The 13,504-nt window shown below is 23.7% G+C and carries 13 protein-coding genes; 12 read left to right on the top strand and 1 reads right to left on the bottom strand.

All coding sequences use genetic code 11. The features are described from left to right. Positions 1–244: 244 nt before the first annotated feature. The 7 genes from GOM42_RS03475 (at position 245) to GOM42_RS03505 (ending at position 7,868) form a co-directional block, all read left to right on the top strand. Positions 245–937, top strand: coding sequence for a metallophosphoesterase (locus tag GOM42_RS03475; RefSeq protein ID WP_003452988.1), 693 nt, complete (start codon positions 245–247; stop codon positions 935–937). Between the two features lie 118 nt (positions 938–1,055). Then, positions 1,056–1,847, top strand: coding sequence for a GTP pyrophosphokinase family protein (locus tag GOM42_RS03480; RefSeq protein WP_003460748.1), 792 nt, complete (start codon positions 1,056–1,058; stop codon positions 1,845–1,847). Positions 1,848–2,156: 309 nt separating this feature from the next. Beyond that, positions 2,157–2,942 carry a hypothetical protein gene (locus tag GOM42_RS03485; protein WP_252597697.1) on the top strand — a complete coding sequence of 262 codons (786 nt, stop codon included), beginning with the start codon at positions 2,157–2,159 and terminating at the stop codon, positions 2,940–2,942. Positions 2,943–3,059: 117 nt separating this feature from the next. After that, positions 3,060–4,175 (top strand): AAA family ATPase, encoded by a 1,116-nt coding sequence (locus GOM42_RS03490; protein WP_078233391.1) that lies wholly within the window; start codon positions 3,060–3,062, stop codon positions 4,173–4,175. 13 nt (positions 4,176–4,188) lie between these two features. Next, positions 4,189–5,526, top strand: coding sequence for a VWA-like domain-containing protein (locus tag GOM42_RS03495; RefSeq protein ID WP_060669738.1), 1,338 nt, complete (start codon positions 4,189–4,191; stop codon positions 5,524–5,526). 156 nt (positions 5,527–5,682) lie between these two features. Continuing rightward, the gene (locus GOM42_RS03500; protein WP_003457068.1) at positions 5,683–7,074 is read left to right on the top strand and encodes a polysaccharide deacetylase family protein; all 1,392 of its coding nucleotides are present in this window, start codon (positions 5,683–5,685) and stop codon (positions 7,072–7,074) included. 251 nt (positions 7,075–7,325) lie between these two features. Beyond that, positions 7,326–7,868, top strand: a complete 543-nt coding sequence (locus GOM42_RS03505) for a hypothetical protein (protein WP_003457062.1) — start codon at positions 7,326–7,328, stop codon at positions 7,866–7,868. Between the two features lie 724 nt (positions 7,869–8,592). Here the strand turns inward: GOM42_RS03505 and GOM42_RS03510 are convergent. Further along, positions 8,593–9,423, bottom strand: coding sequence for a hypothetical protein (locus tag GOM42_RS03510; RefSeq protein ID WP_003457098.1), 831 nt, complete (start codon positions 9,421–9,423; stop codon positions 8,593–8,595). Between the two features lie 1,320 nt (positions 9,424–10,743). On the opposite strand from GOM42_RS03510, the gene GOM42_RS03515 reads away from it, so the two are divergent. From GOM42_RS03515 to GOM42_RS03535, 5 genes are all read left to right on the top strand, one after another. Continuing rightward, positions 10,744–10,896 (top strand): hypothetical protein, encoded by a 153-nt coding sequence (locus tag GOM42_RS03515; RefSeq protein ID WP_227783764.1) that lies wholly within the window; start codon positions 10,744–10,746, stop codon positions 10,894–10,896. 89 nt (positions 10,897–10,985) lie between these two features. Next, on the top strand, positions 10,986–11,189 hold the full coding sequence (locus GOM42_RS03520; protein ID WP_236906567.1) for a hypothetical protein: 204 nt from the start codon (positions 10,986–10,988) through the stop codon (positions 11,187–11,189). Between the two features lie 92 nt (positions 11,190–11,281). Then, positions 11,282–11,686, top strand: a complete 405-nt coding sequence (locus tag GOM42_RS03525) for a hypothetical protein (protein ID WP_236906568.1) — start codon at positions 11,282–11,284, stop codon at positions 11,684–11,686. A 258-nt stretch (positions 11,687–11,944) separates the two neighbouring features. After that, positions 11,945–12,478, top strand: coding sequence for a YcxB family protein (locus GOM42_RS03530; RefSeq protein WP_003456950.1), 534 nt, complete (start codon positions 11,945–11,947; stop codon positions 12,476–12,478). A gap of 104 nt (positions 12,479–12,582) precedes the next feature. Then, positions 12,583–13,440, top strand: coding sequence for a DNA-binding response regulator (locus GOM42_RS03535; protein ID WP_223932428.1), 858 nt, complete (start codon positions 12,583–12,585; stop codon positions 13,438–13,440). Positions 13,441–13,504 lie beyond the last annotated feature (64 nt).

The raw sequence follows: 13,504 nt of genomic DNA on the forward strand, positions 1-13,504 counted from the left end.
GTAAATTTAAAAACTTTGAGTATTGAAATTACAAAGTTGAATTTAATGAAAATGTGTTTTTTATAAATTGTATTTTAAAAGTATTTCTACCACTTTGAAACTTGTATATATAATTAATAAAAGTGTATAATAAATTACTGACAAAATGTAGATTAGTTTAGATGATTTATTTTATTTACTAAAGAAAATATTTTCTCTAATAATTACATGTAAGATTAAATAGATATATGAAAGGTGATGAAATATGGCGTTATATGCTATCTCTGATTTGCATTTAGCACTTAATACAGATAAACCAATGGATATCTTTGGTGAGAAGTGGCGTAATCATCATGAGAAGATAAAAGAAAATTGGAATAATAAAATTACAGAGGAAGATACTGTTTTAATAGCAGGGGATATTTCTTGGTCAATGAAATCAGATGAAAGTAAAGATGATTTAGATTGGATAGACGCACTTCCAGGTAAAAAGATAATAATTAAAGGGAATCATGATTATTGGTGGGGAAGTATTTCTAAATTGAATAAAATGTATGAAAATACAAAGTTCATACAAAATAATTTTTTTACATATAAAGATTGGGCTATATGTGGAAGCAGAGGGTGGATTTGTGAAGGTTCTGATAAATTCACACAAAAGGATAAAAAGATTTTTGATAGGGAACAGATAAGATTAAGATTATCTTTAGAAGAAGCTAAAAAGGCAGGATATGAAAAGATAATATGCATGGTACATTATCCACCTACAAATGAGAAATTTGAGGATTCAGCCTTTATCAATATATTTAAAGAGTTTGGTGTTGATAAGGTTATTTATGGTCATCTTCATGGTATGGCACTTAAGGGCAAAGTATTAAATGAAGAGAGAGATGGAATAGAGTATAAGCTTACAAGCTGTGATTTTATAAATTTTGATCCAATAAAAATCTTAGATTAAGACACTGTTTCATGTAAAATTAAGATTTTGAAATATTTAGTTTTAATACTTTTTTTGGTATAATGAGCGAGGAGAGTTAAATAAATCTCTCTAAGAGAGTTAGGAAATAGGTGGTTCTATGGCTATACAAAATTGGAAAGACTTTTTAACTCCTTATGATCAAGCAGTAAGTGAATTAAAGGTAAAGTTAAGAAGTATTAGAAAAGAATTTAGAAGAAAAAATGAATATTCTCCAATCGAGTTTGTAACTGGAAGGGTGAAAGAGGTATCTAGTATATTAGAAAAGGCAAATAAATATAGTATTCCTGTAGATAGAATCCAATATGAGATGGAGGATATTGCAGGTATAAGAATAATGTGCCAATTTGTTGATGATATAGATACTGTTGTCAATATTATAAGGAATAGAAAAGATATGCAAGTTCTTTATGAAAAGGACTATGTTAGCAATGTAAAACCAAGTGGCTATAGAAGCTATCATGTGGTTATAAGATATCCTATAAATATGGCAGATGGACAAAAAGATATACTTGCTGAATTTCAAATAAGAACTTTAGCAATGAATTTCTGGGCTACAATAGAACATTCTTTAAATTATAAGTATAAAAAGAATCTGCCAAAGGACATACAATTTAAATTAAAACGTGCAGCTGATGCAGCATTTACTTTAGATGAAGAAATGCTTGAAATAAAAGATGAAATAAAGGATGCTCAAACTTTATTTGAGGTTAAATCAGATATTATAAGTACTATAATGAATAGTATATTAAATCTTATTTCAATAGGAAAAGTGGCTGAGGCTTCTAGATATCAAATAAGTTTAAATAAACTTATTGAAGAGGGAGAAGTTTGGGAACTTAATAATTTATTAAGAGCTGTCCAAAGAGACATAGATAAGTATAATATATAATATTTAAATAAAAGTAGTTTTTAATGCCACCTTATTTAAAGGTGGTATTTTTATTTTTAAACTTTATTTTAAGTGAAAGTTGATTTTTATATAAATATTTAGAGGGAAATTAATTTGGTAAAGAATTTTTATTGTTTATTTTAAAATTTTGTTTTATGTCTTTATATTTAATAATAATTGTTATATAATAATAAATGTAATTTAGAAAGTTGATAGAATTACTCAACTTTAACGGAGCAACACATTATTTGAGTTTTAAAATGATTGAGCATTTATTGAGAGAAAAATAAAATTGAGGAAGTGTAATTTATGAATGCTATGGATAATTTAGAATTAAAAAAGATTAAGGAAAATCCTTTATATATAAGAGAAATAGAAAATCCATCAGAGGAGATGCAGCTAGAGGCTATTAAGAAAAATCCATTTACAATTCAATATGTTGAAAACCAATGTGAAAAATGTAAAGATGAAGCTGTAAGAAGAAATCCAACTACTATAGAGTATGTTAAAAATCCATCAGAGGAAATATGCATATTAGCAGTAAAATCTCTATGGAATGCCTTAAAGCTTATTAAGGAACCTTCAGAAAAGGTGGTTGAAGAGGCTGTTAAAACTAAGGGGTGGGCTATACAATTTGTGAAAAATCCTTCAGAAAAGTTAAAACAAATAGCTGTTTCTAAGGATTATGATGCAATAAAATATATAGAAGATCCATCACCAGAAGTTCAGCTTATAGCTGTTAAAAATCATTGGTCAGCAATTAAATTTATAAAAAATCCTACTTTAGAAGCAATGAGAACTTCAGTTAAGGAAGATGCTGAGGCAATAAACTTCTTACCAAACTATACTTATGAAGATTTAGAAACTTTTATAGGAGATAATATAAATGTTGTTAAATATCTTTATGAAAGTATAGATGTTGATATGGTTGTTGATATACTTACAAAAAAAGTTGCAGAAGAGAATGTAGATGAAAGCTATCTTTTAGATTTTATCGATTTAGAAGTCTTAGAGATGAACAAAGTAGAATTTATCAAAGAATATGGAAGTAAAAGAGCAAAGATAATATTAGTTGATAGTATGTTATCAATATAAAAATAGAGATTTAAAAATATAAAATATAGCTTAGTTGAGAAAATATTTTAGATTTTTCACAAGAGAGTTTATAAGGTAAGTTTCACGGAGAGATTTATAGAAAGAAGGGACACTAAAGTGGATTTTAAAGAAGCGTTAAGTACAGTTAATTTAGTTCTTATGACAGGAGAAGTACCTCTTTTAATAGGAGAAAGTGGTATAGGAAAAACTTCTTTAGCAAAGGAACTTAGTAGAATAAATAATTATCATTTAGTTACTATAGATGGAAATCTTCTTAAAGAGGGAGAAATAGGTGGTCTTCCAATGGTAGAGAAGAAAGAAATCCTATTTAAAGGAGACGTAGTTAAAAAAAGCGTAACAAAATATGCTACACATGTAAAACTTATGGAAATTGATGATCATATTGAAAAGGGAGAAAAAGTTCTTTTATTTATTGATGAATTAAATAGATGTGAGCATGCAGTGCAACAAGAACTTATGAACCTTATATTAAATAGAGAAATAAATGGATATAAGTTAAATGAGGATGTATATATATTAGCAGCTATGAATCCATCAAATAAATATGATAACTATGAAGATAGTGATTATCAGGTTATTGAAATGGATCCAGCCCAAGAAGATAGATTTGTTTGGATAGATATTAGTTCAAATCTTAAAGAGTGGATGAGTTGGGCAATGGGAGAAGGAAATATCCATGAACATATAATAGAATTTTTATCAACATTCCCTGAATATTTCCACACTCCTAATTCACTAGAAACAATAAAAGCTACTCCAAGAAGCTGGGAGAGGGTTTCTAAGGCTTATAGAGTGTATTTATCAAATAAAAAGAACTTTTCTAAGGAAATATTATATAATGCTTTAAAGGGAAATGTAGGCTCAACAATAGCACAAGAATTTATAGCATATATAAGTAATCTTAATAAGCCTATTATTTCTAATGAAGAAATTTTTGAAAGTGATGTTTTAGGATTTAACATTAGAGAGAGAATAATGAGTGAAAATCATTCAAGAATGTATATAATAGCTAAGAGTGCTTTATATTATCTTGAAGGATTAAAGGATTATAATAAAGAATTAGAAGTATTTTCAGATTTGTTATCTTGTTATCCAAAGGATTTAAGATTAGGAATAATGAAGGAAATAAAAAGCGATCACTCAGAAGAATTATATAGAAATTTATTAAATGAGGATAAGTTCTTAGAAGCATTCTTTGAGATATATAGCTAGGTGGTGAAATCTTATGGATTTTGAAAGAACTAGGAGGAAACTTCTTAATATAGCAATGGAAGCTGAAGAGGAGAATAAGCCTTTAACAGATGATTTTAAGAGAGAATTTTGGAGTTTAATAGAGAAGGTAATAATCTCTCTTTATGATAAAGAAAATTCATTTTTTGGTCAGTTTTTAATTCATGTAAAGAGAGAAATAAGAACTGATATTAAATGGCCTATAGCCACTAAACCAGAAATGGGATATTTCACAATGGTATTTAATCCAAGAATAATATTGGAATGTGATTTAAAAGAGGTTCAGGCTCTTTTAAAGCATGAAGTATATCATATAATGATGTCTCATTATGCTAGAGAAAAGGCTTTAAGTAGAAAATATTCAAAACTTGCTGTTAGTATAGCTATGGATATAGCCATAAATCAGTATATAAAGAATTTACCTCCATATAGTAAAAGACTAGATTATGTGAATTTAGAATATAATCTAGAATTAAAACCAGATATGCCTATGGAAAAATATGCAGAAGAAATTCAAAAGGCAATTGAAAGAAGAAAAAAATATGGTATTACTGGTGATGATAAAAATGCTGGTGATTTAGTAAGCCAAGAAAAATCCCATGAAGTATGGGAAGAGGTTTCTATAAGTTTAGATAGTTTAGAGGGAACAACTAAGAAAACAGCCATAAACGCATATAAGGGCAAGGCTCCTAAGGATTTAGAAAAAATAATCTTACTAATGAAAGAAAAACCAGAGATAAAGTGGAGTGAATTTTTAAAGGATATAATTCCTACAACAAGAGGAAGTTATAGAAAAACTATAACAAGAAAAGATAGACGTCTTCCAGAAAGATTAGACCTTAGGGGTAAATTGCCAAATTCTATTCCAAAAATATTAATAGCAATAGATGTTTCAGCATCCATCTCTGATAAAGAGTTTGAAAATATAATAATAGAAGTTTTAGGTATAGTAAGAAATAAAAATGCTGAAATAAAAGTTATTGAATGTGATGATGAAATAAGAAGAGTGTATGATTTAAAAGGAATAAAAGATATAAAGCCAAGAAGTAAGAAAAATGGCTCAACAAGATTTTCTCCAGTATTTAGATATATAAAAGAAAATAATATGAGAAATCATATTCTTGTATATTTTACAGATGGAGTTGGAGAAAAAGATTTAGAAGTTAAGCCTATAAATTATAGAACTCTTTGGGTTTTAACAGGCAAGGAACAATTAAGTTTAAATAAATCTTTTGGAACTGTTAAACATTTAGAAAAAGAAAAAGGGGATGGATATACCCTTATGGATGGCTTACAAGATATGAAGGATAATCTTCATGATTGGGCCAGATAAAGTAATAATATAGCACATGTTGATTTAATTGAAAATCAATATGTGCTATATTGTTTTTATATGGTTTATTAACTATAAAAAATATAACTTAATTAAATAGTAAATCCTTAATTAAATTCATAAGGTATATTTTAAAAATCATAAAGGGGGAATTCGGTGAAGAAAAATATTAAGAACATAGCTTTAGTATTGTTAATAATTTTTGTGGTGGCTTTAATTGTTATAACATTTAAAATAATTAAATTTAGAAAAAATACAGTGACAGATATAAAAGCTTGTGGAAATAAAATAACTTTTAATTCTAAGGTTAAAAGAGAAGAAATAGAATATTTAAAAGTGGATGGAGAGAAGGATAGACCAGTAAATAAGGTTGAAGGGTTAAATTTATTTATAAATAATAGTAAAGTTAATTTAAGTGATAAAATTTATGAAAAGAGTTTAAGATATTATATTTCTGTAGAAGATTTAGAAAAAAATGGACAAGTATCAATTGATGGAAATAAGATTTTAAGCAAGATAAATAAAAATTACATAGATTTAGAGAAAAAAGAGATTTTAAAAGAAAAGGATAAATTAGATTTAAGAGGAGAACTTTTAGATTTAGATCATAAAAAATATATTTCTATAAATGATTTTAAAGAGCTTATTGAAGCTAGGGATGATTGGTACGAAAATAAAAACTCAATTTATATGTTTCAGGGTAAAACTAATAATATAAACTGCAATTATAAAGTTAATGAAGGAAAAGCTGCTTTAATAAGAATAGAGGATGTTAGTGCTGGGGGAGTTTTTTCTGAAGATAATAATATGGAAAAAATGAAATATTTAAGTGATTATTTTAAAGCTAATAATATAGTATTTCACATAGCTTGGATACCGAGATACATAAATCCTGAAAAAAACATAGATAATGATTTGCTTAAAAATAATAATTTTGAAAATGTTCATTTTATAAATATGCTAGATCATTTAATAAACAGAGGGGCTGTAATTGGTCTTCATGGATACACTCACCAACATAATAATCAAATAAGTGGACTTGGGGTAGAGTTAAAATGGAATGTTAATAGCAATAAAAATAAAGTTTTAAAGGTTGTTGAATCCTCATTAAAGACAGCTAAGACCTTAAATATACCTATAGGTTTCTTTGAAAGTCCACATTATAAAGCAGATAGAAATCAACAAAAAATAATAGAACAATACTTCCCAGTTATGTTTGAACCCTATGCTGGATATTGGAACTTAAATCCATTAATAAGTTTTAGTAATAAGTCAACATTATATGTACCTGCTCCTTTAGGATATGTTAAGGATAATGGAGAGACTGTAGCTAGAAGAATTAGAAATTATAGCAATGAAATTTTAACGGCATTTTTCATACATCCATATATTTTTTTAGGAAGTATAGAGAATAAAAATAATAGCACAAATAATGAGGAAATATATGAGTTTAATGAAAATTCTCCTATATTAAAGATAATATCTGCCTTAAAAGAAAGAGGATGCAAAACCATAACTGTTAATGAATTAAACAATCAAATTACGTAGTAAAAGTTTTATTATGTATTTAAGTGAAGCAGATAAATATGTATATAATGAAAATGGATCTGTATATTATCCATAACTTAGGAAAAGTGCTGGTTGGATACATTATCCTATGAATTAAGTAAAATTAATATATTTACATTAAATCTATAGTATAATTTATATAAATGATTGTCTTGAAAATACTGTTAATATTTTAAAACTGAATTTTTAAGACAATCTTTTAAATATTAATATTATTTATAGGAGAAGTTGTGGATATAAAGATAAAAATATTTTGGATAGTATCTATTTTAACTGGAATAATATTCATATATATGTTATCTAATCTAATATTTAAGCTTAAGTTAAGAAAAAAGATAGGAAGAAAATCAATATTAAAGATTATAAGCATTATAATTGGTGGATATTTAATATTTTTGTTTTTTACAATTTTTAATGTTTATAACTATTATAATTTAAAAAATATAGTTGAACATTCAAGTATGAGTAAGTATATCAAAGATTTTAAATTATCAGGTACTGATTATTGTGTAGTAACAATTAATGGAGATGAAGAGTTTGAAAAATTAGATAATAAAACTAAATTAGAAGATATGTTTGAATTAAAAATAAGGTGTAACAGTGCAATAGCAAATACACTTTTTGATGGACGTATACCATATAATATTTATCATGAAACTAAAATTATAATTATTGTCAATGAGAATGAGTATATTCTTTATAATACAGATAAAGATGATAAAGACAAATTATTTCTTAATGGTAATGTAGTTTATGAAGAAATTTTCAATTAAAATTTTAATAAAAAATAAAGTAAGTCTCAATTTGAAACTAAAATTATAATTAGTATTGATGATAATAATTATGTTCTTTATAACACAGAAAAAGGTGGCATAAATTATTCCTTAATAGTAATGTAGTTTATGAAGAAAATTTGAAGGAAATATTTAGCGATGTAAGTTTTGATAATAAATAGCAATGAGAAAATAAAAATACAATTAATATTATAAGGAGTTTATTACTAAAAGTACAATAGCATTTGAAAATGGTGATATAGAATTATCTTATGATATTTCAAAACTTAACCTAGAAATTAAATATAGTTCATATATAAAAGGCAATTCAGAAAGTGATTTAGGAGCTAAGGTATATTTTAAAATAGGTTTTTCATTAAGTGATAATATTAAAAACCAAATAATAGATGATGTAAAAAGTTATATTAATAAAGTTATAGATGATATAAAAAGATGTATTGAGAATGTTATAGAAAAAATTGATAATACATCGATTAGAGATGAGATAATATCCTTTTCTCTTATAACTATGTTTGTCATGCTATATAATAAGAGCAAAAATTTTATTAATGGTAATTTAAAATTAGAAGCTCTAGTTGCTAGTTTTTTAGTCTTTATTTCATCTACAAATGTAGTAGAATTAAATAAAAAAGTAAATGAATTTTTGGGAGTTTAATTGAAAAAAGTAGACTTTGCATAATTAACAAAGTCTACTTTTTATTTTTTAGTTAGAATATATTAAATATTCAGTACCAGTCTGCTTGTTTACTAAATAAAGGTTAAATTGCTTAATAGTATTAATATCATAATTAACATTGCAACTTAAAAATTCTGTATATTTAGATTTAGGATTGAAATTTTTATTTCTAGATAAATTTTTTAAATAATCATTTTTTAATGCAAATAATGATTTTATATCATAATTATTTGTAAAATTAGGTGAAGTTAATTTAATTTCAAAAGTTTTATCTATATTATAAGAGTTTAAATCGTTAATATTTTCGGTATAAAAATCTAAAATACATACATATTCAAAATAATATAAACTTACTAAGTTTATATCAATATTGTCTATTTTAATTTTTTTATTTAAAGAAACATAATTATCATTATTTAATGATAAAGGAGTATTAAGATTAAAAGTTTTAGTAGGTAAAGTATTTTGAGAAATTGAATATTGAATATTTATTGAATTCGATGGAACATTTTCAGGCAATATAAAACGATCAATAACTTCAAGTTTATTTGATGATATTTTTTTTGATAACACCGTAAAAGTTCCAAGCCCAAAACCATCATATTTATTAGGAGAAGTAGATAAGTAAACTAAGTTATTATTGTCAATAGAAATATTTTCAGGGTATTTAACATAATATTTTGTAATTAAGAAGTTAGGAAGATATTTAGTGTATTCAACATTTACATTAGCTTTATTGTAATCTGTATTAAATGGAAGATTAACTGTAACAGTATCTTGATTTGAACATGAAATTAATAACAAACTAAACATAAATGCAGTAATTATAATTTTTAAAATTTTAAATTTTTTAAACAAAAGAACCTCCAAATAAAAGTTTTGAATTAATGTTAACAATAATTTAAATTATATATAAGTAATTAAAATTATTCAATTATTTATAGCAATTAATAATGAGGTATATGGAATTAAATAACAGTAATTAATTTTAATAAAAAAAGTAGAGTTGTTTGTATAGGAAAATTGCCTATTAAATTTTACTTATAAAATTTAATAAGTATTTTTTTATTTCAAACTTTTAAAAACTTAAATATAAAAAGACAAAATAGATTTTATAATAATCAAAACCTATTTTGTCGACAGCTTGAAGGATTCTTTTTAAAGAATCCTTTTTTATTATTTAATTATTTTTTTAGAATTAATAAAAATATATACATGATAAAAACCAAATGTAAAAATACAAGAAAGAACATATATTAATAAGCTTAGAATATAACATTGTGAGATATGAAAATTAATTTTACTAAAAATAAGTCCTATTAAAGCAGCTAATATAAAAATTGATTTATTTATTTGTTTAGAATTTCTATATTTATTTTTGAGTTTATTTTTAATTGCTATCAAAAAGAAACTCAAAAATAAAATATAGATAATAAAGAATATAATAAAAATTAATATAAATTCAAAAGTATTTAACTTTTGATAAAATATATTTAGTGATATAATTAAATTTTGTAAAGAAGATAATGAAAATAAAATTCCTAAAAATAAGTTTAATAAATTAGGAATTGCTATTAATTTTTTTGAAAATATTAAATAAATTAATGATATTAGTATAAAAATTAAATTTAATAATAATATAATAATAAAAATTGAGTGATCAATTTCTGCAATCTTATTGTATGAAAAAAATACTATTATGTTTAAACTCAGTACAACAAAAAGGATTATTAAAATTGAAAATATTAAATCTTTAAGTTTTTTATCATTAATCATAGTTTGTAGCCTCCTCTTTAATATTAATATGATGATTAAAAATTTTATTATGAATAAACTTTAATATTTATTTTTAGCTTTGAGTTTATTTACAATTATATCATGGATTTTGTTTTATCATAATTTTGCATAATTTCAATATAGAAAAGTTAATAAAAATAATAAATGAAAATATAAAAAATTTAACAATAGTTAACAGTATTGAAAGTATGATATAATTTTCTTAGTTTTACAAAGGGGGAGTTGAATAAGTGAGAAACGCATTAAAGCTGAATAAAAAGAACTATATAGATAATATTCATAGTAGAAGGAAAGGGTGCATAACTATGAGTGTATAGATAAAAATGAATATAGTAAATGGCACTATAAATACGCTGAATTAAAAGATTTAGATATTAGTGATTGGAGAAAAATATCTATATAACTTTAAATATGTTCTATAAACCTTGTAGATGGTTAGAAAATATAAAAGAGTTAAACACATTGTTTATAGACTTAGATTATTATGTATCAAATTTAAATGAATCTGATGAAAATAGAAACCTTACAGAATAGATTTTTAAAATAGAATATATTATAATTAGGATAAAGACTTTCTAAACATTAAAGAAAGTCTTTATTTTTTAATTAGATTGAGGTGATTTATGAAAAAAAGAAGTGTGGTAGTTATTTTGGTAATATTATGTATATTTGGTGTAATAAAATGTTCACTTATTTTAGATGGATATATGCAAGTAAAAAAAGAAAGTGAGATAAATAGTGAAAAAGTAGAATTAAATGATAAAAATATAAATAAATCTATTAAAGAAATGTTAACAAATCTTTTTAAATTGGAGATATTAAATTAGAACAACAAGAATTTATAGGTAAATATAGTCAAAAAATTGATGATTATTTCTTAATTGATTATAATAGTGAAAATAGAGAGTATGTATTTCGTTTGATTTTTTGTAATTTTTTTTATAATCTAGAAGAAAATAAGAACAAAGAAAATATAAAAACAAATATAAAAATAGAAAATATTTACAAGGTAAGTGATGATAATTATGATGTAAGGTTTATTGTTGAAAAAGAATTTAATTATAAGGATAATCCAAATATAATTAAATTAGAAGAAGAGTATAATGCTTTGATTATAAATGAAAATAACAAATACTTAATAAAAGAAATATATAATATAAATGACTTTAATAATTATATAAATAAAGAACATAAAATATCAAAATATTATACTAAAAGAAGTAAACTTTATTCAGAATATTTAATATTTAAGAAGGGACAATACTCTAACTTAAATGAAGGTTTAGATAGAGAAGAAATATTAAATGATGGTTATGTTATTTAAAATTAAATAGTAATATTTTAAATAATTAAGAGTAACTTTATAGTAATTTTTAATAAAGCAACTTGAAAACTTATACTAGAAGTTCTTAATATTATAATATGTATTTTAAAAGAAATGAGATTTAAATGAATAATTGATGTTAATGTTTTAATATCTTTTACTGATGTTAGTAATTTAAAAGTAAACATACATTAATAGCTGTATTAAAATTAATACTTAAATTTAGATTATAAAATATTTTAATTTGAGGAAGTCGTTATGAAAATAAAATATAAAAATAGTATAGATGATTTAGTAAAATTGAATATGGATATATTTAAAAAAGATCCAATTATTCAAAAAAGAATAAAAATAAAACATGTTATACTTCCAATTTTTATTATACTTGATTTTTTAGTAGTTAGTTGGTTTAATAATTTTATTATGAACAAACTTTCATATTTATTTTTAGCTTTTTGTTTATTTATAATTATACCATGGATTTTGTTTTATCCTAAGTTGGCAGAATTTCAATATAGAAAAATGTTAATAAAAAGACTTAAAAATAATATAAAAAATGATTTTGATTTAATAGTTACTATAGACAAAAGTGGAATTAGAGAAGAAAGTCAAAATGGAAATGTAACATATTGTTGGGATAAAGTAGAAGAAGTAAAAGATATAGGTACGCACATATTTATATATATTTCTAATTTAAATGCAATTGTTATTCCTAGTAATTCATTTAGAGATGAAAGAGAAAAAAATGAGTTAATAAAAATAATAAATGAAAATATAAAAAAAACTATATAGATAATATTCATAGTAGAAGTAAAGGGTGGATAACCAGGAGCGTTATAGATAAAAAAGGATATAGCCAATGGCACTATAAATACGCTGAATTAAAAGATTTAGATATGAGTGATGAAAATATCTATATAACTCTAAATACCTTTTATAAACCTTGTAGGCGGTTAGAAAACATAAAAGAGTTAAATACATTATTTATAGACTTAGATTATTATAAAACTTATAAAACTAAAGATCAGGTATTAATGGACTTAGAAAAGAACTATTTTAATCAAAGTATTCCTATTCCTAATTATGTAATAGATAGTGGGAGAGGAATGTATTTAATTTGGTTAATAAATGCAGTACCTAGTCAAGCATTACCATTATGGAAAGCAGTACAAGATTATTTATATAAGCAATTAAAGTGTTTTGGAGCAGATAGACAAGCATTAGATGCAACTAGGATATTAAGAGTACCAGGAAGTATAAATTCTAAATCAAAAACAGTAGTAAATATATTAGATGAGTACGAATATGTTTATGATTTAAGAGAAATACAAAATGGATTTTTACCTGAATTAAAGCCATATGAAAAGAAAAAGGGTAGACCAAGTAAAATAAATTATATTTATAGAGAAAGAAGTTTATATTATGGAAGGATACAAGACATAATAAAACTTTGTGAACTAAGAGAATATGATTTAAAAGGGCATAGGGAGCTTATATTATTTTTATATAGATATTACCTTTGTAGCTTTACAGAAGACATTGAGAAGGCGTTAAATGATGCTTTAGAACTTAATAGTATGTTTAGACAAGCTTTAAGTGAAAGAGAAGTTATAAGAGCAACTAGGAGTGCTGAAAGATGTTATTTAGATAAAAATAAGCAATATAAGTATAAGAATGAAACTCTTATAGAGCTATTAGAAATTACTGAAGAAGAGCAAAAAGATATGACAATAATAATTTCTAAAAAAGAATAGAAGAGAAGAGAAAATATTAGAGGTAAAAAAATTACCAAGAGCAATTAAAAGCTCAAGGAAAAGT

Origin of the sequence: Clostridium sp. 16K-1-R1 (genome assembly GCF_023921145.1) — a bacterium.
Taxonomy (GTDB): Bacteria; Bacillota; Clostridia; order Clostridiales; family Clostridiaceae; genus Sarcina; species Sarcina perfringens.

Coding starts and splice junctions, on each gene's coding strand:
- GOM42_RS03485 (WP_252597697.1), top strand. CDS start 2,157: ATGAATGCTATGGATAATTTAGAATTAAAAAAGATTAAGGAAAATCCT.
- GOM42_RS03480 (WP_003460748.1), top strand. CDS start 1,056: ATGGCTATACAAAATTGGAAAGACTTTTTAACTCCTTATGATCAAGCA.
- GOM42_RS03475 (WP_003452988.1), top strand. CDS start 245: ATGGCGTTATATGCTATCTCTGATTTGCATTTAGCACTTAATACAGAT.
- GOM42_RS03535 (WP_223932428.1), top strand. CDS start 12,583: ATGAGTGATGAAAATATCTATATAACTCTAAATACCTTTTATAAACCT.
- GOM42_RS03520 (WP_236906567.1), top strand. CDS start 10,986: ATGAAAAAAAGAAGTGTGGTAGTTATTTTGGTAATATTATGTATATTT.
- GOM42_RS03495 (WP_060669738.1), top strand. CDS start 4,189: ATGGATTTTGAAAGAACTAGGAGGAAACTTCTTAATATAGCAATGGAA.
- GOM42_RS03530 (WP_003456950.1), top strand. CDS start 11,945: ATGAAAATAAAATATAAAAATAGTATAGATGATTTAGTAAAATTGAAT.